The sequence below is a fragment of the Helicobacter suis genome (assembly GCF_902196135.1).
Lineage (GTDB): Bacteria > Campylobacterota > Campylobacteria > Campylobacterales > Helicobacteraceae > Helicobacter > Helicobacter suis_A.
On sequence record NZ_CABIKE010000001.1, the window covers coordinates 193194 to 217103 of the forward strand.

22 protein-coding genes are annotated in these 23910 nt (G+C 38.9%); 12 read left to right on the plus strand and 10 right to left on the minus strand.

Going from position 1 to position 23910, the window contains the following annotated elements; genetic code table 11:
• Window positions 1-2: 2 nt before the first annotated feature.
• The 6 genes from rplM to mraY all read right to left on the minus strand — a co-directional run bounded on the left by rplM (window position 3) and on the right by mraY (window position 7455).
• Window positions 3-422, minus strand: a complete 420-nt coding sequence (gene rplM, locus G6Q06_RS00990) for a 50S ribosomal protein L13 (RefSeq protein ID WP_163532995.1) — start codon at window positions 420-422, stop codon at window positions 3-5.
• A 162-nt stretch (window positions 423-584) separates the two neighbouring features.
• The gene (locus G6Q06_RS00995) at window positions 585-1088 is read right to left on the minus strand and encodes a hypothetical protein (protein ID WP_163565491.1); all 504 of its coding nucleotides are present in this window, start codon (window positions 1086-1088) and stop codon (window positions 585-587) included.
• Between the two features lie 3 nt (window positions 1089-1091).
• Complete coding sequence (locus G6Q06_RS08685) at window positions 1092-3161, minus strand: methyl-accepting chemotaxis protein (protein WP_163565423.1); 2070 nt, start codon at window positions 3159-3161, stop codon at window positions 1092-1094.
• Between the two features lie 20 nt (window positions 3162-3181).
• Entirely contained in the window at window positions 3182-5056 is a 1875-nt protein-coding gene (locus G6Q06_RS01005; protein ID WP_205435709.1) for a mechanosensitive ion channel family protein, read from the minus strand.
• A complete protein-coding gene (gene murD / locus G6Q06_RS01010) occupies window positions 5053-6324 on the minus strand; it encodes a UDP-N-acetylmuramoyl-L-alanine--D-glutamate ligase (RefSeq protein WP_163565424.1) in 1272 nt (423 codons plus the stop codon). The genes G6Q06_RS01005 and murD overlap by 4 nt, the downstream gene beginning before the upstream one ends.
• Before the next feature lie 69 nt (window positions 6325-6393).
• Window positions 6394-7455 (minus strand): phospho-N-acetylmuramoyl-pentapeptide-transferase, encoded by a 1062-nt coding sequence (gene mraY / locus G6Q06_RS01015; protein ID WP_163565425.1) that lies wholly within the window; start codon window positions 7453-7455, stop codon window positions 6394-6396.
• Window positions 7456-7604: 149 nt separating this feature from the next.
• Between mraY and G6Q06_RS01020 the strand changes: the two genes are divergently transcribed.
• Genes G6Q06_RS01020 through tmk form a run of 12 tightly spaced genes read left to right on the plus strand, consistent with a single transcriptional unit; the run spans window position 7605 to window position 18932 of the window.
• On the plus strand, window positions 7605-8279 hold the full coding sequence (locus tag G6Q06_RS01020; protein WP_240328630.1) for an META domain-containing protein: 675 nt from the start codon (window positions 7605-7607) through the stop codon (window positions 8277-8279).
• Window positions 8279-8824 carry a YigZ family protein gene (locus G6Q06_RS01025; protein WP_163532991.1) on the plus strand — a complete coding sequence of 182 codons (546 nt, stop codon included), beginning with the start codon at window positions 8279-8281 and terminating at the stop codon, window positions 8822-8824. The genes G6Q06_RS01020 and G6Q06_RS01025 overlap by 1 nt, the downstream gene beginning before the upstream one ends.
• Before the next feature lies 1 nt (window position 8825).
• Window positions 8826-9263: a protoporphyrinogen oxidase HemJ gene (hemJ, locus tag G6Q06_RS01030; RefSeq protein WP_205435712.1), complete on the plus strand. Its 438-nt coding sequence runs from the start codon at window positions 8826-8828 to the stop codon at window positions 9261-9263.
• Complete coding sequence (gene ubiE, locus G6Q06_RS01035; protein WP_240328926.1) at window positions 9263-10021, plus strand: bifunctional demethylmenaquinone methyltransferase/2-methoxy-6-polyprenyl-1,4-benzoquinol methylase UbiE; 759 nt, start codon at window positions 9263-9265, stop codon at window positions 10019-10021. Before hemJ ends, ubiE begins: the two co-directional genes overlap by 1 nt.
• Window positions 10021-10809 (plus strand): carbon-nitrogen hydrolase family protein, encoded by a 789-nt coding sequence (locus G6Q06_RS01040; protein WP_163563903.1) that lies wholly within the window; start codon window positions 10021-10023, stop codon window positions 10807-10809. Before ubiE ends, G6Q06_RS01040 begins: the two co-directional genes overlap by 1 nt.
• A complete protein-coding gene (gene serS, locus G6Q06_RS01045) occupies window positions 10806-12065 on the plus strand; it encodes a serine--tRNA ligase (protein ID WP_205435720.1) in 1260 nt (419 codons plus the stop codon). Before G6Q06_RS01040 ends, serS begins: the two co-directional genes overlap by 4 nt.
• Before the next feature lie 9 nt (window positions 12066-12074).
• Window positions 12075-14582, plus strand: a complete 2508-nt coding sequence (locus G6Q06_RS01050) for a tetratricopeptide repeat protein (RefSeq protein ID WP_163565426.1) — start codon at window positions 12075-12077, stop codon at window positions 14580-14582.
• On the plus strand, window positions 14579-16633 hold the full coding sequence (locus G6Q06_RS01055) for an ATP-dependent helicase (RefSeq protein WP_163565427.1): 2055 nt from the start codon (window positions 14579-14581) through the stop codon (window positions 16631-16633). Before G6Q06_RS01050 ends, G6Q06_RS01055 begins: the two co-directional genes overlap by 4 nt.
• Window positions 16633-17298 (plus strand): flagellar basal body P-ring formation chaperone FlgA, encoded by a 666-nt coding sequence (gene flgA, locus G6Q06_RS01060; protein WP_163565428.1) that lies wholly within the window; start codon window positions 16633-16635, stop codon window positions 17296-17298. Before G6Q06_RS01055 ends, flgA begins: the two co-directional genes overlap by 1 nt.
• Entirely contained in the window at window positions 17295-17861 is a 567-nt protein-coding gene (locus G6Q06_RS01065; RefSeq protein ID WP_163565429.1) for a UbiX family flavin prenyltransferase, read from the plus strand. The genes flgA and G6Q06_RS01065 overlap by 4 nt, the downstream gene beginning before the upstream one ends.
• Complete coding sequence (coaD, locus tag G6Q06_RS01070) at window positions 17854-18333, plus strand: pantetheine-phosphate adenylyltransferase (RefSeq protein WP_163565430.1); 480 nt, start codon at window positions 17854-17856, stop codon at window positions 18331-18333. Before G6Q06_RS01065 ends, coaD begins: the two co-directional genes overlap by 8 nt.
• Window positions 18333-18932: a dTMP kinase gene (tmk, locus tag G6Q06_RS01075; protein ID WP_240329136.1), complete on the plus strand. Its 600-nt coding sequence runs from the start codon at window positions 18333-18335 to the stop codon at window positions 18930-18932. The genes coaD and tmk overlap by 1 nt, the downstream gene beginning before the upstream one ends.
• Before the next feature lie 315 nt (window positions 18933-19247).
• Here the strand turns inward: tmk and thiE are convergent, their stop codons facing one another.
• From thiE to htpG, 4 genes are read right to left on the minus strand one after another with little or no spacing between them, the layout of a single operon-like run.
• A complete protein-coding gene (gene thiE, locus G6Q06_RS01080) occupies window positions 19248-19865 on the minus strand; it encodes a thiamine phosphate synthase (RefSeq protein WP_163565431.1) in 618 nt (205 codons plus the stop codon).
• Window positions 19856-21394: a glutamine-hydrolyzing GMP synthase gene (gene guaA, locus G6Q06_RS01085; RefSeq protein ID WP_163565432.1), complete on the minus strand. Its 1539-nt coding sequence runs from the start codon at window positions 21392-21394 to the stop codon at window positions 19856-19858. The genes thiE and guaA overlap by 10 nt, the downstream gene beginning before the upstream one ends.
• On the minus strand, window positions 21394-21984 hold the full coding sequence (locus G6Q06_RS01090) for a hypothetical protein (protein ID WP_240329137.1): 591 nt from the start codon (window positions 21982-21984) through the stop codon (window positions 21394-21396). Before G6Q06_RS01090 ends, guaA begins: the two co-directional genes overlap by 1 nt.
• An 11-nt stretch (window positions 21985-21995) precedes the next feature.
• Window positions 21996-23858: a molecular chaperone HtpG gene (gene htpG / locus G6Q06_RS01095; RefSeq protein WP_163565434.1), complete on the minus strand. Its 1863-nt coding sequence runs from the start codon at window positions 23856-23858 to the stop codon at window positions 21996-21998.
• Between the last annotated feature and the right edge of the window lie 52 nt (window positions 23859-23910).

Sequence of the window (23910 nt, forward strand, 5' to 3'; positions counted from 1 at the left end):
AGTTATCCTTTCTTAACTTGGGCAGTGTGGGGGTGTTTTTCATCTTTATAAACCTTTAATTTTTTAAGCATCGCGCGCCCTAACTTCGTTTTAGGCAACATGCCACGCACGGCTAGGAAAAAGAGTTTTTCCGGTGCTTTTTCTAACATCTCCTCTAGCGTTTTGCTTTTAGTGCTCCCAAAATAACCCGAATGGGTGAAATATTGCTTATCGCGTAGCTTATTAAGCCCGGAGAATTTCACATGGGAGGCATTAATCACCACCACAAAATCCCCACAATCCACATGGGGCGTGTAAAAGGGGCGGTGCTTGCCTCTTAAAAGGGTTGCAACCTGTGTAATCAGGCGTCCAAAAATTTGATTTTTAGCATCCAGTACAACCCATGCGCGCTTGATCTCAGTTGCTTTAATAGACTTTGTCATCTCTTTCCTTTCAGTCAAAAAGCGCTATTCTAGTCTTTAAAACTGAAGTTATGCTGAATTTAAGATATTTTTAATAATTCTAATCTGTAATGGAAATTTTAAAACTCCCTATCCCTAGCCCCACCTGTTTAACTTTAACTAATTGGTTTTGAGTGCGGGGTGTTATAAGTGTTTATTAGCAAAAATGCGTGTTTGGTAGGTTAAAAAACGCTGGCTCTCTGCATCTAAGTTATAGCGTTTATCATAAGCATTTTGTACCGCAACTTTTAAAATATCTCTTTGATCTTGATAGTCCTCCTCCTCCCACATGTCTAAAACCACATGGTAGAGCTGGATATTTTGTACTAAGAGTTCAAATACCCGCCCTCTATCTTTCAAATAAAGATGTTCATCAGCGGCATAATCCATTAAATTAACACAAATGCGATCAAAAACACGGCAAACTAAACATGGACTGATTGTTTTTTCTAGGTAGTGCTTAGCCCTTTCTAATTGTGCTTGCAAATTAAAGCGATCAGAAAAAAGCAACACCGATAAGATCAAAATGTCCACATTTAAACGCTTGCCTAAAGACCTTGTTTGCCATTTGATGATCCATTTTTTGATTTTAGACATCTGTGTGGGGTAGAATGCTTTAGTGCTTTCTAAAACTTTATCCATTTTAATCCCTTAAAATTTCTTTTTATTCGTATCCTCTAAAATATTTGTAGCGATGCGTTCAATATCTTGGCTAATGCCCAAACACCCTTGGGCAATGTCTAAATTATGGGCTAAATTCGCATCAAATTCTCCCATAGCCTTATTAATATCTAATACAGCTGAAGCTTGGCTTTTAATGGCTGCTGAATTATCCGCAATGCTTTGTAATAAAACATTAATGCTAGATTCAATTTCACTTAAAGATTTTTGCGTGCGCTCGGCAAGTTTTCTTACCTCATCGGCTACCACCGCAAACCCGCGCCCGTGTTCACCGGCTCTAGCCGCTTCAATAGCGGCATTAAGGGCTAATAAATTGGTTTGATCGGCAATATCTCTAATGATCTCTACAATGCCTTTAATATCTTGGCTTTGGGTGATCATTTCATCGCTCTTAGTGCTAACATCGTTGATATGCTGGGTGATGCCTTCAATGTTTTGTGTGGTTATTTTAATCCCCTCAGATTGTTTAGTAGAGCTTGAAGAGAGTTTTTCCATGTTGGCTTTTAAATCAATGGCTTTTGCATTAAGTGTATTTGCAAAAGATAAAGAAGTGCTAAGCATTTCACTAACCTCTGTACCTAACTGGTTAACAGAAACTTCAATCTCTCCTTTAGCATTCTCTACTCTTGCGGTAAAATCTAAATCTTGATAGGCATGCACCACAGCTAAGATTTTATTTAAATCCGAGCCGATTTTTTTCTCTAAATCACTCACCATAGAATGGGTAACACGGATAAGCTCAGAGAGTTTAGGTGTTTTAGCATTGGTATGGCCTTCATTAAAGACAATGATTCCTTTTTGCACATCAGAGGCTAACTGGGTGGCTTCTATCACTGCGTTATTATCATCATGGAAAGTTTGCTGGATATTGGCCACATTAGAATTAATAGAGTCTAACATCCAACCAATTTCATCTCTTTGGGTGGAGTGATAAACCTCAAGTTTGACATTTTCCTCATGGTTTAAAAGCCTAAAGAAACTATCCAAAGTCGCCACAACTCTTGAAATCCGCCAAACAATTTGGTTTTTAATGTAAAAAACCATGATAGCAACGGCGATTAAAAGAGCCACTAGACAAATTAAAACGGCTGCAAACTGCGCCTTGTGCACGGTGTGATACACATCTCTTCTTAAAATAGCCGATCCAATGATCCAATTAACCGGCACAGTCAAGTTGCCATAAGGGTTTACATCATAAAGCGCTAAAATGATATTGCCATGCAAGACATCAGAATAAAAACTAGTGGTCATGCTATCGCCCGGTCTAGCCATTTTTCTAAAATCAATCACTTCTCTAGCCTCAGCTGCTTGCATGACATCTGTAAAAACCTTGCCTTGTAAAGCGTGGTTGCGGTTAATCGCAAAAATGCGATCTCCAGAGCCTACAATAAATCCATTTTCGCCGGAATGGGAGGGGAAGTAGCGATCTTGGATATAATCAAAACTCACAAAAATCCCCGCAACTGCTTTTAAATTATGCGCTTGATCTACAATGGGAGCGGCGATGATAAAACCAAAGTAGCTAATCCGATCGGCAAATTCCATGTAATTTGTGTGGGTGCGGCTAAAGGTGCGGGTTTTAATCACTCGAGAGACAACATCAGATCTCCAAAGAGATTTGGTGTTATTAGAGAGTGCAACTGAACCATCGGGTTTTTGCGTAACCTCGTAGCTAGAAACAGGTTTATTATCTTGCAAGAAAATTAAAAAAGCCCCCTTGATAAAATTGTTATTAATGCAAAGTTTAGTGATGTTGTCTTCAAACTCAGCACGGCTTGCATTTTTAAGCAAGGTATAGCCACTGCCTGAAAAATAGTTAGCATAATCAACCAGTGTTCGGTGCACATTTTGGAGTTCAATAGAAATTTTGGTGGCCTGACTTTTAGCGCGGATTTTAACCGTTTCATTGGCGCTATTGACTAGTACAGAGGTAATTTTTGTAGTGTAATAAGCCCCCAAAGAGAGGAAGGATAAAACCAAAATCGCAGAAATTGCCAAAGCTGTTTTAGTGCCTAACTTAAGGTTTTTGAAAAAAGGCATGGAACTCTCCTAAGTTTGGATTAAACCGGTGTTTTAGGCATACTTTCAATATAAACACTCTGAGAGGGGAAAGCAAAACTCAAGCCATTATCCTCTACTATTTTCATAATCTTAAGCATCACATCCTCTTTAACGGCTAACCATTCCCCCCAAACGATGGTTTTAGAAAAACAATACACAAAAATATTGATCGAACTATCGCCAAAATTATCTAAAAATACAAATAAATTAGATTTATAACCGGCTAAATCATCTAGCGAGACGATGTTTTGATAACCCATCATGATTGCGTGGTGATCGCTACTGAGTTGTTGTTTGGAGGCTGCGTCTAGATCGCTATCTTTGGCAATCTTAGGGTGCTGCTCAAGCATGGTGCGAATCCCTAGTACGCATTTTTGCAACGCCTCACTAGAGGAGCTGTAGGTAAGCCCGATATTCATTTTAATGCGCCGCCCGACTTTGCGGCGATTCCAGTTGCGAATAGATTTACCGGCTAGCTCAGAGTTTGGGACAAAAAATAAGGCATTATCAAACCCTCTAACCGTGGTGCGTCTTAATCCCATTTCTACTACCGTGCCCTCCACTTCGCCACACACAATCCAATCCCCCTGAGAAAAGGAATTATCTAGCAACAAAATCACAGAGGCAAAGAAGTTAGCCAACACATCTTTAACTGCCAAAGCCACAGCCAACCCGCCAATGCCCAAAGACGCCACGATCGTAGAAATATCAAAGCCTAGTTGTTTGAGTACCCATAAGGTAGTGATGACAAAGATAAAAAAGTAGGCAATTTTTAAGATTAAATTAATCACCTCTCTTCTTAATCCATTGCTCTTAGAGGCTAAAGTGGCAATAAGGGCTGCTCCATAAGCCTTAAACAAGGCCATAAAAAGCCAAGCAAATAGCAAAATATAAACCACACCCAAATACATAGAAAACTTAGTCGGAGTGGGGTGGGGGTAGTATAAAATGTCAATAGAAATATCAAAGCTATAGATAAATAAAAAGGTAGAAATGGGGGTGATGATGCTTTTGCGGATTTTTTGTTGTACCTCTGTATTTTTACGGGTGAAGCGCACAAAATAATCTAGGACTCGGATAAAAAGGGCGGTGATGAGTCTTCTAAGGGCGAGTAAAAATACAAGTAAAACCAAAGAAAGAACAATTTTAGCGCTTTGTAAGCCATTAGAGCTAGGAAAGACATGCGCAATTACACCGGCTACGCGTTCTAAAATCCATTTTAAATCAATGCTTAGCACGATGTTTTTAGAAAGCACTTGGCCCGGGTGTTTTTGGATATAGCTAAGTACTTCAATGTAGGTTTTGAGTTTGGTTTTATGCGTGTCTAAGAGTTCTTGGAAATGGTGCTGTTTGAAATTATCTGTATTAGAAGGGAGTACATAGGTTTTAGAGGCGTATTCTTCTAGTGTGAGCAAGTAGCGGGTGGTGATGCTTTTGACATCTTTTTCTTGGCTAAAAAAATCTAGCGAGGTGCGCAATTCCTCTAAAAAGTCATACATGCTAGCATCTACTTCTAAGTTTCTTAGGCGGATTGTATCTAGGATGTAGGTATAAAAGTCCTTGTCGCTATTTTTAAGTAAGGCCTCTTTAAGGGCTTTTTGTTGTTTGAGATTAGCATCAATGTTAATCCCGATTTGTTCTTGTGCGCCTAACAGCTTGAGCGCAAAAGAGTGCATTAAATCACTTTTTTGATCGGCATATAAAGAAATTTCAGATCGTTTATTGGGGTCTTTTTGATAACGCAAAATCACCCCATTAATTTGGTTGATTTGATTAAGCAGGAGGTATAAATCTATCGCATCGCTATCTGTACTATCTGCTCTCACCCCTAGAAAACATGCTAAAAATAAGAAAAGAAAAAACTTGATTCTCATTTTAACACGCACTCTTTAAAGGTGATACCCCGGTGTTTATAAGAGGCAAATTGATCTAAACTAGCCGCACTGGGTGAAAGCATACCAATTTGTCCGGGGCGTAGGTTTTGTTTGATATTTTCTACCGCTATTCTTAAATCATGGCATAAATGCGCGCGGATATGATAATCTTGTGCCATTTGCATAACCATTGGCGCACTCACTCCAATGGCATATATTTCTACTTGCATGTGGGCTAAAACCTCAAATAATGGCTTTAAATCCATGCCCTTTGTATCGCCCCCTAAAATTAAATGGATATAACAGCCTTTGAAACGATCTAGGGCTTTGAGCGTGGCATCAATATTAGTCGCCTTGCTATCATCTACCCATGTATTTTGATCTTGATCTAAAAATATCTCAATGCGGTGGGGCTGGATCATATAGGTGTTGAGTAAATCATAATCTGCTACTCCAGAATAAAGCTTAGCTACACTCAAGGCTAATAAGGCATCCAATAAAAAAGGCTCTTCAAAGCGCACTCTAGAAATTTGTAACCCCATTTGTACAGCGAGATGTTTAGAATCTTGGTAAAAAATTAGCTGGGGGGGATTGATAAGGGCTTTAATTTTAGGGTGATCTTTTAAAGAAGCGTGTAAAAATACATGCCCTTCTTGTTGCATGAAAGATAAGGGCTTGAGTTTTGCCTCTACATAATTTTCATGGTTTTCATGCCAGCTTAAATGATCTTGAGAGAGAGGCAAGAGGATATAAATTTGGGGCACTAAATGGTTGGTGTAGTGCAAAGTAAAAGAACTGGTTTCTAAAATCCACACATAGGGGGGTTTGCGCTGCTCTGCTTTAATTTGGGTGTAAAGATCGATCAAAGGAATTCCAATATTGCCCCCCACTTGGGCGTTACTAGATTTTAAAAGCAAACCTAACATTCTAGCGGTGGTGGTTTTGCCATTTGTACCGCTAATAAAAATGATAGTTGGAAAAGGAAGATGTTTGCGGTTAGTCTGCCAAAGCCCTTTAATGTAATCATATTCGCTACATAAATGTTTACTAGCCAGTACTAGCGGGTGGTTAAAAGGAATGCCCGGGCTCACAATTTCTAGTTGTGAGGCATAGGGGTTAAACATTTTAGAGGGAAGCCATTTTTGGTTATAAGGGTCTAACGAGGGGGTTAAAACCTGATCATCATAGATACAATAGGGAATATTTTTCTTATGCAAATAAGCCGCAAAAGCCCGGTTAGTTTGCCCATATCCAAGTAATGAGATCATAAAACTCCACCATTATTAAACCTTAAAAAGGCACTAGGATAACATAGCTAGGTTAAAATAAAGAAAATTTTAGCGTACTTTTAAACTCAATAACGCCACGATATTACTCAAAATCGCGGTGATCCAAAAGCGCAAGATGATCTTATTTTCCGGCCAGCCCTTAGATTCAAAATGATGGTGCAGGGGCGCCATGCGGAAAATCTTTTTCTTGCAGGTTTTATAGCTAGTAACTTGTAAGATCACCGATCCAGTCTCTAGCACAAACACAAGCCCCATTAAAATGAGTAAAATTTCATTATTAGTAATAATAGCCATGTAGGCAATAAAACCCCCAATAGATAAGCTCCCGCTATCCCCCATAAATACTTCTGCTGGAAATGCATTAAACCACAAAAACCCCAAAAGCGATCCAATCAAGGCCGCAGAGATCACCATAACCTCCCCGCTATGGCTCACTTTAGGATAGAGCAAATATCTACTAAACTCAGCATTGCCCACCACATAAATAAACACACTCAAGCTTAAAAGCACACAAATACTAGGCACGGTGGCTAGGCCGTCTAATCCATCGGTTAGATTTACCGCGTTGGAGGTGGATAAAAACACCAAAATCCAAAACCCCACTAATAAAAAGGGGTGGCCTTCAAAGGAAAAAATAGGGTGTTTAAGGAAGGGAAAATAAAGGCTTTTTTCACTCATGAGATGATAAAGAGCGGTGGCAATGATCAGAGAAATAAAAGTAAGAATGCTAAATTTGTAATAAGAGGTGATTCCGGCATTGCTTTTGCGGCTAATTTTGGTGTAATCATCTTGCATGCCTAGAGCTCCAAAGGCTATAAGGGTGAAAAGCCCTAGCAGTACAAAGAGATTATCTAAGCGGGCGGTTAAAATAGAAGCGATGCAAGTTGTGGCCATAAAAACAACCCCGCCCATAGTAGGCGTGTCTTTCTTATTTTGGTGGGGGATATAAGTTGAAATAGGCTGGTTGGCTTTTTTGCGCTTAGCCCAGATAATAAACTTTGGCATAGCATAAATACAGCCAAAAAAGCTGAGAAAAAAAGCCAAGCCTGAGCGGAAAGTGAGGTATTGGAAAATATTAATATTAAACCACGAATACAGGTAATAAAGCATGTTAAACTCTGAAGAAATTAAAATTGGGGATATTAAATAATTTTAATGCACCCCCACTTAAATCGCGCTGATTTATTAGGCGTGCGCTGTGATGTTAAGGCAGATCAGGGTATAATGTAGGTTTGATCAAAGGAGTTTTAATAATCAAAATGTATAGGATAAGGAGTTTAAAATTTATCTATTTTTTGTTGCCTTTAGTGTTTTGTGGGGTGTTTTTGGGAGGGTGTGTGTTAGTGCGCTTATTAAATAAAAATTTTAACCATAACCAGTACCACATTGTGCGGGTTGTCTTAGACGGACAAACCTTTAATTTTAGAGATTTAATTTTAGAAGCCCAAAAACCCTATGTAGATTCTGAAAATCATACGCCTACAAATGCGCAGGCTAAAGATAAATTAGAATTACTCCAAGAGGAATTAAAGCGCAATATTAAAAACCTAGATATTAAAGATTTGCCCCCAGATGCCTCTATGATTCGAACCGATATTAGCCGTTTACAAGCAGATATAGAGAAAAACCAACAGATGGCCAAACAAAGCAAGATCAAAAGCACACCTATGGGGCATGTGGAGTTTGATCAAAAAGAACTCCATGCTTATGGGGTGATTTATTGCAATAAATATTTTATTAGTTATAGCTTTAGAGATGACGATCACCTCAATATTGAGGATAAGGGCATTTCGCGTAAGGTGTGTAGCAATGAAAAGCTTATGGCATTTGAATTAGCCTTTTATAACCACTTGAAAGGCACTTTTAATATCACGCGTGGTAAAAACACTTTGCTTTTAGAAAATCCTAGTATGCAAATTTATTTACAACACTGATGAATCAAGTCAATACGCTTACTTCCTCTAAACACCAAATTAAAGGTTCTAGCTTTTTAGGCTTTTTACTCCCCTTTGCTGGTTTTAAAAACACCCTAGAGCAACTTAAAAAAGAGCATTGTAAAGCCCGCCATATTGTCTATGCTTACCGCTATTTGAATGGCGATAGGCTAGAGGAGGTTTTACATGAGGATAGAGAACCTAAGAATAGTACTAAACCTCTTTTAGAGATTTTAAGGCGGCAGGATTTGATCAATACAGCTATTATTGTGGTGCGCTATTTTGGGGGCGTACTTTTAGGGGTTGGGGGGTTAATGAAGGCTTATGGCTTGGCACTCCAATTATGCTTACAAAACAGCGAATTAATCCCCTTTATCCGCCCCATTTGTATCAGCCAATGGGTGTCTTATCCGGCTTTACCAATTCTAAGCGCAAGGGCGCGTAAGTATGGGGTTAAGATCACTAAACAAGAATTAGAAAAAACAGGTACATGGGTGGTACTTACCGGTACTCTAGAATCTATTAAAAAAATGTTAGGAAATTAATATGCAGGTGTATTTATGGCTTAAAATGCTTCACATTGTAGCTATCATCTCTTGGATGGCAGCCTTGCTTTATTTGCCAAGATTATTAGTCTATCACCGCGAAAATTACGATAAACCGGAGTTTGTAGCTATTGTGCAAGTCCAAGAATCTAAACTTTTTAATGCCATTGCCACCCCAGCCATGATTATTAGCGTGCTTAGTGGGCTGGGTTTAATTTATGTTTTAAATCCAGCCGCGCTATTTTCTCATGGCTGGTTACATCTTAAATTGCTTTTTGTACTGGTTTTATTACACTTTCATTTTATGTGTAAAAAGTGGATGAGAGAGCTTAAAAAAGAGGGGACTTATAAGAGTTCGCGTTTTTTTAGGTTTGCAAATGAAGTACCAACGATTTGTATGATCGTGATTGTCTTTGCAGTAGTGGGGAAATTCTTTTAATGCGTAATTCTCAAAAACAAGAAAAAATCATCGGCATGTTTGATGCCATTGCTAAAACCTATGATATAGCAAATCGGGTTGTGAGTTTTAGACAAGATCAAAAATGGCGGCTTAAAAGTATCCAAGAGGCTTTGCGCCATGTTTATGCCTTTAGGGGGCATTTAAACGATCTTTATGTTGCTGATGTGGCTTGTGGGACGGCGGATATGTTGCTTTGTATCCTAGAAACCTTAAAAAATTTCAAGGGTAGCATTGCTAGCATACATGGCATTGATCCTTCCTCTGAAATGTTGCGCCTAGCACAAGAAAAAATCACACAAGCCAATTTAGAACGCCCTGAGTGTGTAACTCTAGCTTGCTTAGAGGCTAAAAATTTACACACCTTGCAAGATAATAGCATTGATTTACTCAGTATCGCCTATGGCTTGCGCAATGTAGTGGAGCGCAAAAAAGCTTTAGAGGAGTTTAGCCGTGTTCTTAAAAAAGGAGGGGTGTTACTTGTGTTAGAGTTTATGCGTCAGGATCAACGCGGGATTTTAGGCTCGTTAACGCATTTTTACGCTTCTAAAATCTTACCTATTTTAGGTACGATCATTAGCCGTAATTATAAAGCCTATGCCTATTTGCCCTCCTCTATTGAACGGTTTGTCAATAGCGATGAATTAGAGGATGAGTTAAGCGCTGTGGGGTTAGATGTGGTAGAAAGAGCGCATTTCATGTATAAAAGCGTGTCTAATATTTTGGCGGTAAAACTTTAATGCACTTATTTCTCATGCAAATGGCGCATTTTGATTGGGAATTTGTACAAAAAAGTGTGAAACAAATGCCGCCTCAAGCACTTGTTATTTTCCCTGAATATGTACTCACCCCCTTTTTTTTAGAGATATTAGAGAGTGAGGCACAAAAAATTAATAGCTATAGCTTAGCGCGTTTAGAACAACTCGAGCAACTCGCATACAAACACCAGCTTTATATGAGTGCACCTCTTATTTTGCAAGAACAAAAAGGCTTAGTGAAACAAATTGCCTTAATCACGCCTCAAGACACACAATTTTATACCCAGCAAAAACTCATGCCCTATGATCACTGGAATGAAGCGCGCTTTTTTAATAACCCCCAGCCTACTAAACTAAGCACGCCTTTAACTTTTATGCTAGAGGGGATTAAAATCGCCCCTCTTTTTGGTTATGAATTGCATTTTGATTTAATTTGGCTGTGCATGCAAGAGGAGGGGGTTGAGGTGGTGCTTTTAAGCACGGCTAGTACCTTTGAATCTTTTGAGCGCTGGCGTGCTGTGTGTAAAGCTAGGGCGTTTTGTAATTCTATGCTAGTGGCACGGGCTAATCGTATCGGTATGGTGCGTTCTAAACAAAGCAATTTACCATGGCGTTTTTATGGGGATAGTTTTATTGCTCTGCCTAATAGCAATATTGCTAGCAGTTTAGAAGGCGATCAGGGGATTTTACACCTAGAGGTGCATAAGGAATATTTAGAGGCTTGGGCTAAAGAATGGGGGTTTAGGATCACAAGAGGAGAATTAACATGATTGATAAAAAATTACTACTCCATGATTTTGAGGCAGTACAGGCTAATCTAGCCAAACGATTCTTAGACCCGCAGATTCTTAAAAATCTACAAACGCTTTTATTAGAATATAAAGCACAAAAATTAGCCCTAGAACAAGCCCAAGAATTTAAAAACAGAACCTCCAAACTCTTTTTTGAAAAGCAAAAAAACCACGATCAAGAAGCCTTAAGTCTTAAGAGTGCTTTAGAAGAGAATAAAGAGAAAATAGGGCATTTAACCCACCGGGTTAATACTTTAGAGGAAGAATTAGAAGTTTTATTACACAGCATTCCTAATTTATTAGACCCCATTACCCCCTTTGGTAAAGATGAAAGCGAGAATATAGAAATTACGCGTATTTTAACGCCTAAAAATTTTGATTTTAAGCCCAAAGAACACCACGAACTAGCCCAAAAAAATGGCTGGATTGAATTTGATAGAGGCGTTAAAATCGCTAAAAGCCGTTTTAGTGTGTTGCGCAAAGAGGGGGCGTTAATTAGCCGTGCACTCATTAATTTTATGCTTGATTATAACGCCTCACACGGCTTTGAAATTATCAACCCCCCTATTTTAGTCAATTCTACGACTCTTTTTGGCACGGGTCAACTCCCCAAATTTAAAGAAGATCTTTTTAAAGTTGAAGCAGAGGATTTATATTTAATCCCCACCTCAGAGGTGAGCTTGACTAATCTTTATGCTGATGAAATTATTCTCTCTGAGGATTTGCCTATTTTAATGACTGCTTATACGCCATGTTTTAGAAAAGAGGCCGGTAGCGCTAGTAAAGACACACATGGCATTATCCGCCAACACCAATTTGATAAAGTAGAATTAGTGGCTATCACCCACCCTACAAAAAGCGATTCTATGCAGGCTAAAATGTTAGAAATTGCTAGCGGTATTTTAAAAGCTTTAGAATTGCCCCACCGCTTTGTTCAGCTCTGTAGCGGGGATTTGGGTTTTAGTGCGAGTAATACGGTAGATATTGAGGTGTGGTTACCCGGGCAAAATTGTTACCGCGAAATTAGCTCGGTGAGTAATACCCGCGATTTTCAAGCACGGCGGGCTAAGATTCGCTATAAAGAAAATAAGAAAAATGCCTTTGTTCATACCCTCAATGGCTCTTCTTTAGCTGTAGGCCGTACGCTAGTGGCTATCATGGAAAATTACCAGACAAAAGAGGGGCTTATAAAAATTCCTAAAGTATTAGAGCCCTATTTAACCCGCTATATCTAAAGGTTAAACATGGTTGATCAAACCCCAGAAACCCCCCAAACACAACAAACCCCACAAACCCCACAAACCCCGCCTAAAGAAAACTTTGTCCAAGCTTTAAAACGCCTCTTTAGCCAAGAAAGCCCGCTATTAGAAGTTTTACAGGCTAAAACTTTTAGAGAAAAATTTATCGCCCTTAGAAGTAGACCCCGCCTGTATTTATCTGTTTTGGGAGGAACGGGGCTTGTTGCTTTAATTGTTGTTGTTTCACTGATCATGAGTTTTGTGGCGCATAACCGGCGTTTTGGGGAAAGTAGCGCGCAAAAAGAAGCCGCCGCCCAACAATCCAGAAAACTCAGTAAAATAGAACAAAGTCAAGGTTCTGTTTTAAATAATCTCCCGGTTTTAAAAGAAACTTCCCATGTTAATCTGAATGAAGAGCATATCAACACCATGATTGAAAAGGCAGATATTCTTTACAGACAAGGGCAAACCGATGAGGCTTTGCGTATTTTTGGCAAAATCTCGCACACTTCCTCTAATCTTGCTAACCACAATTTAGGGGTGCTTAAAATGCGCCAAAAAGACTATAGCGGGGCTTTAAAATTCTTTGAGGATGCTCTTTTAACTCAAGAAAATATTAGCGTCAATGCCATTGATGCGATGGTTTCTGCCTTTTATCTCAACAATATGGATCTATACACCCGTTATTTAAAACTCACAACCGATCATTTAGTCCAACTGGATAAACAACCCATTTACCCCTACACCTATGCGCTTAGTTTGTATTATGGGGGGCATTATTTTGAAACCCTTTCGGCTTTAATTAATCCAGATACAGAATTATTTAGCGCGCAAAGAAATCGTTTAGCCGCTAAGATTTTCATGATGTTTGGAGATGAGGCAAATGCAATTAAATATCTTAAAAATGCCGCTACCTCTAAAGATGATAAAACTCTAGGGCTTTTATATGCCAGAATGGGGGATTATGACCGGGCTATTCGATCCTTGCGCCGTTATAATGATGCCTATCCAGATGATCAAGAAGTCTTAGTAGCCTTAGAACTGATTACCTTGCGCATGGGAAATTTTATAGGGGCGCAAAATGTTTTAGGCGCTTTATTACATGGGCTCAAAAGAGACAAGCACAAAGAGAAAATTTTAAGCGATACCTACCCGATTGAGCCTAGACTCAACCGGCATTTCTTTGATAAACAAGCGATTCGTAAAAGTTTTTGGAGTACAAATTTACGCGATGGGGTGGGTTTTCCTACCGGTAGAATTCTCTTTTACTACGCGCCTTTTAAATTTATGGATTTAAGAAATTCTTTAAATGCTATCCATGAAGGGGTGTTTTCTGTAGACACTAGCATTAATCAAGATTTTATAGATGCGATCAATTCCTTAGAAAAAGGTAGAAATACCAGCAGTGCAGATTTACACACCATCGCCGGGTTTAAATATCTTGGTACTTCTCATTTACGCCTAGCCCTTAAAGAATTTAAACTCTCCTTAGAGGCTAATCCTTATAGCTCCACTGCCCACTACAATACCGGTCTAATCTATGCCCAACTAGATGATTTCCACCGCGCCTCTTTTCACTTTAAAAAAGCCTATTATCTTAATAATTACAATGTTTTAGCCGGTATTTTTGCTGTGATTGCAGAACGGCTAGATTATCGCGATCCTAGTGTGCTACTTAAAAAAATCACCACAGATTTTCAAACTTTGCATTTTAAAGATAGAATCCAAAGAGACTTTTTAAATTCCTTTATCAACTACCTTAATGATACAAACAATGATGATTTAAGCTGGTTGGATAAGATTGCCAAACCTTTAAGTATCCACTATGCTTTAGGGGTGGTTTATGCCCACCGTGCGGATGATAAAAAAAGGCTAGTACAGTATTTTAGCGCGCTTAAAAAAATGCGCCCTACGGATATGCTCACTAATGTGATGTATGAGATGATGCTTAAATACCACGGGGATATCCGCCAAATACTAGGCGCTTATGCTTTTTTAACTAGTAAAAAAGTGGATTTTGACAAACTCATCCATGGCGCGGTTTTGGCTAGAAAATTATATATATTTCTGGGCTTTATCACCGGGTTATCAAACCGCCAAGAGGAGACGCTCAATACCCGTTTGAGTGCTGCTTCAAATGATGAGGATAGAATGGATTTATTGCGCATGCTAGGTTTGATGAGTATCTTCCAACAAAAATTTGAAAAAGCTATTTCTATTTATAACTTCTTGCTAGATAAAGCAGGCGATCACGAAATAGAAGTGTATGAACTAGCTAGCTTGTCTTATATCGCTTTAAAACGATTTGATAGCGCGGCTTTGATCTTAGAATTGGCTAAAAACATCGATCCACAAAATTACGATGTGCGCTTTGGGCTAGGCTTACTTTATCAAAGACTAGGGGATTTAGAATCGGCTTTAACTAATTTTAATACCATTAAAAGCTATAACTTCCACTCCATTTATTATCAATTCCAAATCAAAACCCCTCAGAATGCGCAGGATTTGCCATGAATAAAATAGAGACTCTCATGCAAAATCTTAACCCGGCACAAAAAAGAGCGGTAGAGCATGTACAAGGTCCCTTGCTTGTTTTAGCCGGAGCAGGCAGTGGCAAAACTAAAACGCTAACCACCCGTTTAGCCTATTTAATTGGTTATGTAGGAATTCCCCCTGAGAACACTTTAACCCTCACTTTTACCAATAAAGCAGCAAGTGAAATGCACCAGCGCGCCATGAAGTTAATAGGTAGGCGTACTTATAAACCCACGCTTTGTACTTTCCATAGCTTTGGGCTTAACTTTTTAAAACAGCATATGAAGCGCTTGGGGCGGGGGTTAGATTTTGAGCTTAAACACCCTAATGAACTTTTAAAGGCCTTAAAACCCGCTTTACTTGCCTATAAAAAAGATACGCGTATAGATGATGATCGAATGTTTTTAAATTATTTAATGAAACGCTTTTCACAGATTAAAAACCACCTCATCACTCAAGATGAATGTAAAGATGTGTGGCGTGCTTTTATGTATTACACAGAAACTTTAGAAAAAGAAAACTGGGTGGATTTTGACGATCTAATTGCCTTGCCTTATATGATTTTAAACTACGATTTAGAATTGGCTAGGTGTATAAGTGAACACTACCAATACATTTCTATAGATGAATACCAAGACACAAACCCCCTCCAGCTTAAACTCATTAAAACCTTTTGTTGTGCCCATGAGAATCTTTGTGCGGTGGGCGATGATGATCAAAGCATTTATGGGTTTAGAGGGGCGGATATAGAAAATATTTTAAATTTCCCTGAATATTTTCCTCAAACTAAAATTATCAAACTAGAACAAAATTACCGCTCCACAGAAGAAATTGTAACTTGTGCTAATGAGCTCATTATCCACAATAAGCACCGCTACCAAAAAACCTTAATTAGCCAGAAAAACAAAGTCCCATGTAAAAATTTAGAAGCCCCGCACTTCACAAACACCACAGAAGAGAACGACTTTATTACTAAAAAGATTTTAGAAGCGGCTAATCGGGGGGTTGTCTATGAGGATATGGCTATTTTGTACCGCTTTAATTGTCTCTCTAAAGAGGTAGAAAAAGGTTTATTACAGGCTAAAATCCCCTACACGATCATAGGCGATATTAGTTTTTATGAACGGGCTATCATCAAAGATCGCCTAGCCTATTTACATGCGCTTATAAATTCTAATGCAGATGATTGCATTTTGCGCTTACTACCTAAACTCAAACACATCGGTAAAAGCAGTTTAGATAAAATTAAAAATCTATGCGCTAGAGAATTAAGCAGCATTGCTAAAGTCTATCAAGCAGGCTTATTAAAACCCCTATTATCCCCAAGTGCCTATGCGTCTTTACAGGATTTTTTTACCCTTCTTTTTGATCTGGCAAAAGATGCTCGCTTTATCAAAAATATAGAACAAGCGCGTATTCTTTTTACAAGTTATTTTAGAATATGTCAAGAAGAGCTAGAAAAGCAAGAGCTAGCCAATTCTGATGAAGAGGCCAAAGAGGAGTTAAATTATCTTTCACGCTTAGAAGAGACTTTTATAAGTTGCATGGAGGATAGTTTAGAATTAAAGGGCGTGGCTAGTGTACAAGATTTTTTAGAACAAATCATTTTAGAAACCCCTATTGTAGATTCTAAGGGCGTTAAATGCATGACTGTGCATAAAGCTAAGGGGTTAGAGTTTAGCGTGGTTTTTGTTATAGGCTTTGAGGAGGATTTTTTCCCTTACAAGAATGCAGAGAATCAAGAGGAGGAGCGCCGTTTGGGCTATGTGGCTATCACACGCGCTAAAGAGGAACTTTATTTATGTAGCGCACAAGAAAGGAATTATTTTGGAACACTCCAAGCAGGTTTAGAACCTTCTCATTTTTTAAAAGAAGCCAAATTGCCATGCCAAATTTTAAAGATTGGGGATTGTGTGATGCATAACATCTTTGGTAAGGGTGTGATTGAGGCTTTAAATGAGAATCGTATCCAAGTGCGCTTTGAGTCTAATACTTATTGGCTTATGGCTTCTATGATTAAGAAGGCCTAATGCGCTTTTTGCTATTTTTTATCTGTCTAACCGGGCTTTTTGCTAAACCTTCACTTTCTCTTTTAGAACAAGCTATTTCTAAAGCCTACACCCGGTTTTATGCCAAATACCCTTTTAAAATCCAAGCCATTAAAGTAGAGTTAGCCAGTGGCAACATGTTAATGCTAGATCAGATTTTAAAAGTCGCTAGCCCTGAGGATCTACAATGGCGCACGCAACAATTTCTCAATAAAGAGGGTGTGTTAAGTTTAGATCAAAAAATCTGGATTAAATATAGCCTAAATGCCTCTATTGGTATTTATAAAAGTAAAACCATGCTTAGAAAAGATCAAAATTTAGATGCGAGTAATACTTATTCTGAAAATATCCCTTTCACCCACTTTAATACCTTGCCCATTGATGCCTCTTATATCAATAATAGCAGCGCGCGCAGTTTCATAGCCCCCCATACCATTTTAAGTATAGATAGAGTGGGGCCTAAAATTTTAATTTATAAACATGAAATCTTTAGCGCCACATTCAAAGAAGGCCCTCTTTTTTTAGAAACCTCTTTACAAGCCCTAGAAAATGGTGTGTTAAACCAAGTGATTCAGGCATTAAATGTGCGCAGTAAAAAGGTGGTACAGGTTAGAATCACCGGATTATTAAAAGGAGAGGTGCTGTGAAATTAGTAGTGGGCATTAGCGGGGCTAGTGGGATACAGCTAGCTTGGCGCTTTTTAGAGTGTGTGCCTACAGAGATTGATTTATTTATCGTTCTTAGCCCACATGCCCAACAAGTAGCGCGCTCTGAAATGAATATAGATTTAAAACAGACTCTTAAAAATTGGCATAGACCTTTGCAACTCTTTAGCCATAAACAAATTGATGCCCCCATAGCCTCCGGAAGTTTTGGCATAGATGCGATGGCTATTATTCCAGCTAGTCTAAATACGCTTAGTAAAATCGCGCATGGAATCTGTGATGATCTTTTAAGCCGCGTGGCTGCTGTAGTGCTTAAGGAACAAAAAAAACTACTATTAGCCCCTAGAGAATTACCTTTGCATAGCATTGCCCTAGAAAATTTACTCATTCTAGCAAAAGCACAGGCCATTATCGCCCCTCCCCTACTCACCTACTACATACAGCCAAAAAGTTTAAAAGACATGGAATTATTTTTAGTGGGCAAGTGGTTAGACGCTTTGGGTATTTCCCACTGCTTATATCCTAGATGGAAAGCCAATGCTTAAAAAATTAGCCATTTATCCGGGCTCCTTTGATCCAATCACTAATGGGCATTTAGACATTATCCAAAGAGGCAGTGAATTATTTGATAATCTAATAGTGGCAGTAGCTAAATCTAGCGCGAAGTGCCCCATGTTTTCTCTTGCTAACCGGTTAAAAATGTTACAACTTGCCACAGCGCATTTATCCAATGTCAAATGTTTAGCCTTTGAGGGGTTATTAGTTGATTTAGCCAAAGAAAATAACTGCCGGTGTATAATCCGCGGGCTTAGGGCGGTGAGTGATTTTGAATTTGAGTTACAAATGTGTTATGCTAACAAATCTTTAAATCCGGATTTAGAAACATTATATTTTATGCCCTCCTTACAAAATACTTTTATTAGTTCCTCTGTTGTGCGCAGTATTTTAAGCCATAAGGGGCAAATAAAGCACCTAGTTCCTCCCGCAGTTTTAGAATTCATCTTAAAGAACGCCTGATGTTTATTGCCATAGAGGGGATAGATACCAGCGGTAAAAGTACCCAAATCAATCTTTTAAAACAAACCTTTCGCGGTGCCTTATTCACCAAAGAACCCGGGGGTACACCTCTGGGTCAAGCTTTGCGCGAAAAAATTTTAGATCATAAACTATCTAGCCATGCTCAATTTTTACTCTTTTTAGCAGATAGAAGTCTGCACATAGAGGAGGTGATCAAACCTAATTCTGACCGGTTAATTTTTAGCGATCGTTCTTTAATCTCAGGGCTTGCTTATGCGCCCTATTTGTTACAAGAGGCCATTGATTTACATAAAATACATGGGCTATTAGAAGTAATGCCAGATCTTGTTTTTGTTTTAAAACTAGATCATAGAGAGTTAAAAAAAAGGCTAGATAAAAAAACCTCTATGGATTGTATTGAATCTCAGGGAGTGGCATTTTTAGAACACACACAAAAACGCTTACTAGAGGCATGCCAAATGTTAAAGCTTAAAACGCATATTTTAAATGCCTCTAAAAGCCCCAATAGTATCCATCAAAGTATTCTAGAGAAGTTAGAAAGCCACCTTGGGTCTTTTAAACATAATAAGCTTGCTTAAGAAGTTTTAACACACCCCCTGCTTAAGCTAGAGAATTAATCCTTAAGGCTAGCTATAAGACTAACTGAGTTGCAACCATGCCAGTTTTAACTAGTTTTCATTTTTAAATCAAGCAATAGAGCCGCCATTTGCTAGGCTAATTTAGCCAAGAGCTTTGACTACAAAATAAAGACATGAAAAATGGTAGAGTTTTTAGAATTTTGTATAATTTATATGGCTGTTTTTAGCCCCTTACTCTAGCTTTATTGCACAAAACCTTTAGCATGCATCTAATGCTTTAGCGCGCGGGTGGCAAACTCTAATGCTAGTATTATGCTACAAGTTAGAATTTCTGCTTTCGCTTAAACTTTGCGCATTCTTTAGTACATCTCCTACCCACAAAGACGCCACCACCGCCACTAAGTCTACATTCCCTAATTGATCTACATTAAAGGGCGTGATTCCTCCAATAGCACAGATTGGGATTTTTAAACAGACTCTGGCCTCTTGTAAAATTTTTAAATCAATACGGGGGGCATTTGGCTTAGTTCGTGAGGCAAAGCAGGCCCCAAAGGCAACATAATCTGCCCCCATTTGTTGTACTTTTAAAGCCCTTTGTAAATCTCCATAGCAAGAGACACCAATCACCCCCTTAAAAAGCGATCGCGCCTCTTGCAAAGAAGTATCCTTAGCGCCTAGATGTAACCCAAAAACCCCACACTCTAGCGCTAGCTCTAATCTATCATTTAAAATAAAGCCCACATTTTTTTCTGCGCATAAAAAAGAGAGTTCATTAACTAGTCCGCGCAATTCTTTATCTGAGTGGCTTTTATCCCTAAGCTGGAAAAGTTTAACCCCGCCTAAAATGGCCTGTTCAAGTAATTTTGGCAAATTATGATAGGGTGTGAGTTTTTCATCACTGATTGCATATAGCCCTTTTAATTCTATTCCCATTCAATAGTTCCCGGGGGTTTGGAGGTGATGTCATAAACCACGCGGTTAATCCCCTTAACTTTGTTGATAATCTGACTAGCCACTTCCTCTAAAAAAGCAAAGGGCAAAGGCGCACACTGCGCGCTCATGCCATCACTAGCCTGCACGGCTCTAAGCGCTAAAGTATTTTCATAAGTACGCCTATCGCCCATTACCCCCACTGAGCGCACATTGAGTAACACACAAAAGGCCTGCCAGATTTGATCATAAAAATTAGCTTGTTGCAAGGCCTTTATAAAAATGGCATCTGCCTCTCTTAAAATCTCTAGATTTTGTGAATCTATAGCCCCTAAAATACGAATCGCTAGCCCGGGCCCGGGGAAGGGGTGGCGCTTAAGCATAAACTCTGGCAAACCTAACTCCAATCCCAAAGCGCGTACTTCATCTTTAAACAACTCTTTTAAGGGTTCAAGCAGTTTAAAATCCATTTTTTCAGGCAACCCGCCTACATTATGATGGGACTTAATCACCTCAGAAGGTCCTTTAATGCGCACTGATTCAATCACATCCGGGTATAAAGTGCCTTGTGCTAAAAACTTGATTTTACCGTTAACCTCTAATTCTTGTGCCTTTTTTTCAAAGACTTCTATAAAAGTATGCCCTATGATTTTGCGTTTACTCTCAGGATCAACTACTCCACTTAAGCGCTCTAAAAATAAAGAGCTTGCATCAATAACATGTAAAGGGATAGAAAGCCCTTGAAACATTTTAACAACCTGATCTTTTTCTCCTAACCGTAAAAGTCCGTGATCTACAAAAACCACCTCTAGTTGCCCGGGCAAAGCTTGAGAGCACAAACACGCCACCACACTTGAATCCACCCCCCCACTCACCGCGCATAAAACCCGCTCTTTGCCCACTTGCTCTTTAATTTTTAAGATTTCTTTCTCTGCAAAAAATTGCATGTTCCAACTAGGCTTGCATTGACAAATCTTAAGTGCAAAGTTTTTTAAAATCTCCTTGCCTTGTGTGCTGTGCACTACCTCCGGGTGGAATTGCAGGCCAAAGATAGCCCTTTTTTTATGTGCAATGACACAAAAGGGGGCGTTTTCACTCTGTGCTAACACTTTAAATTCTACTGGTAAAACCTCTATATAGTCAGCATGGCTCATCCACACCACACCCCCGCTAACTCCCTCTAACAAAGCATGCGTGTCTAAAAGCTCTAAATTGGCCTTGCCAAATTCTTGCTCTTTAGCAAGTCTTACCTCCCCACCAAAGACCTTAACGATTAATTGTAAGCCATAACAAATCCCTAAAATAGGTAAGCCACTTTGAAAAATTTGTAGATCGCAAAAATAAGCCTCCTTATCATAAACACTTGCCGGACCCCCGCTTAAAATAAAACCTTTGGGTTTTTTAGCTAAAAGAGTCTCTAGGGGGCAGTGATAAGGGTAGATTTCTGCATACACCCCTATTTCGCGCAGTCTTCTAGCAATAAGCTGGGTATACTGGCTTCCAAAGTCTAAAACAAAAATAGCATCGCCCATTACAAACCTTTTAGCGGGGTAAAGATAGTGTGGTAATCTATGCGAAAACCTTGTATGCTCTCTTGAGCTCTAGGGCTTTCTAGCCATTTTAAAAAAATCTTACCTTCTTGTGAATGGCATGGATTAGCCCAAAAATAGCGCATATGCAAAGGTTTATAAAGCAGAGGTGGGAGGGTGTTTTTCTTTTGTAAATACAGGTGGTAACTAATTAAAATCAAATCGCTAGACTGGTAGGGCTTAAAGGTGTGTAACATCATTTTAAGGTGGGGCGTATTTTTTAAAATATGAAGCACCTTAGCCGGTTTTTTACCCTGAAAATAGCCTTGCCATTGTTTAGAACCTAAGAGTAATAATTCCTCTTGAAAAAGCGCTTTTTCTGCTTTGATTTTGCTACCCTGCAAAGCGCTTTTAGAGAGAATATAGCCCTGTGCCATGCAAATATGCTTAGGGGGTTTGATCCAGTTAATTTTTTGGGAGTTATCTTGTTGAAAAACCTCTTGGAGTAAATCTAAAAACCCCTCTTGGTTGCTTAAATCGCTTGCAATCACAAGAGGCTTAGCACATAAAGGAAAAGCCAGCAGAGCTAGCATTAAAAGGCGCATTAAAAGGCGCGTAAAATGGTTTTATTAAGTCGCTCGCTAAAGGCTTTAGCGTTTTTAAGTGCACCCTTTTCTAAGAGCTTAGCGCTATCAAAGAGCAGATGGGCTATATCAGAAAGAATAGCCTTATCCTCAATTTCTTTGAGTTTTTGGATAATGGCATGACTAATATTAAGTTCTAAAGTTTTAGGCTGGTTGGGGACATCTTGACCCATTTGGCGCATTAAATTAGCCATCATCGCGCTTTGCTCCTCACCTACTAACATCACCGCAGAACTCAAATCTTTAGCCAAAGTAACATCTTTGATTTCCTCTTTTAGCGCTTCTTTAAAAGCTTGCAGTACGGGGCTAAATTCTTTTTTCTCTTCCTCGCTAACTTCAGCTAAATCTAACTCTTTAAGGGTTTCTGCAGCACTAGCATCTTTGAGGGGTATTTTTTCATACTCGCCTATGCCCGGGATTACAAAGCTATCCACCTCATCGCCCATAAGCAAGACATCAAAACCCTTTTTGGCGTATTTTTCTAAAAGCGGAGAGGCTTTTAATAGATCTAAATTATCGCCTAACATGTAATAAATGCTCTTTTGATCAGCTGGCATGTTTTCTTTATAAGATTTAAAAGAGAGAAACTCCGCCCCGCTAGAGCTAGCAAAGCGCAATAAATCTAAAAGCTTATCTTTGTTTTCAAAATCGCTATGCAAGCCCTCTTTAAGCACCCGCCCAAACTGTGTATAAAACTTTTTATAGTCTTCCTCATTCTCACTTAAGCGTTCAAATTCGGCTAGGATTTTCTTAGTGGAGGCGCTTTTGATATTGGCTAGGATTTTATTTTGCTGCAAAATCTCGCGACTCACATTTAAGGGCAAATCCTCGCTATCAATGATCCCCCGGATAAAGCGCAAATACTGGGGCAAGAGTTCTTTATCATTATCGGTGATAAAAACCCGCTTAACATAAAGTTTAACTCCGGATTGATAATCCACACGGAACAGATCAAAGGGTGCTGTGCTAGGGATATAAAAAAGGGTGTTGTATTCTAAATGCCCCTCAACTTTGTTATGTATCCACGCCATAGGTGCGCTATTATCATGGGCAAAGCTTTTATAAAATTCTTTGTAATCCTCCTCTGTAAGCTCGCTTTTATTCATGCGCCAAAGGGCTTTAGCGCTATTAATTTGGGTGCATTTCTCTTCCGTGATCTCTTTTTTATTATCCCCCTCGCCTTCAAATTTGCTTTCAGTATAGGTTAGAAAAATAGGGAAAGGGATATGCTCAGAGTATTTTTTAACGATATTTTCAATTTCATAGCGGCTCGCAAACTTAGCTTCTTCTTCTTTGAGATAAAGCGTAATTTGTGTACCTTGCAATTCTTTAACACAAGGACTAATCTCATAACTACCCTTGCCATCGCTCACCCATGCATAAGCTTGGCTATCTAAAGCCTTTTTACTCTGCACCACAACTTTATCAGCCACCATAAAACTAGAATAAAACCCCACCCCAAACTGCCCAATCAGCGCGCTATCTTTCTTTTGATCCCCGCTTAAATTAGATAAAAAGCTTTTCGTACCAGATTTAGCGATAGTGCCTAGATTAGAGATCAAATCGGCCTCATCCATGCCAATGCCATTATCTACAATGGTTAAAGTTTTAGCCTTTTCATCAAAGCTTAGATCAATGCGGGGGACAAATTCTAAAGTTTTGTATTTCTCATCGCTCAGGGTTAGATAATTGAGTTTATCTAGCGCATCAGAGGCATTAGAGATAAGCTCTCTTAAAAAGATTTCTTTATGGGAGTAAAGCGAATGAATCATTAAATCTAAAAGCTGGTTAATTTCGGTTTGAAACGAATGTTTTGAGGACATGCAGACTCCAAAAATTAAAATAAACGACCATTATAGCACAAGTGCTTAAAAT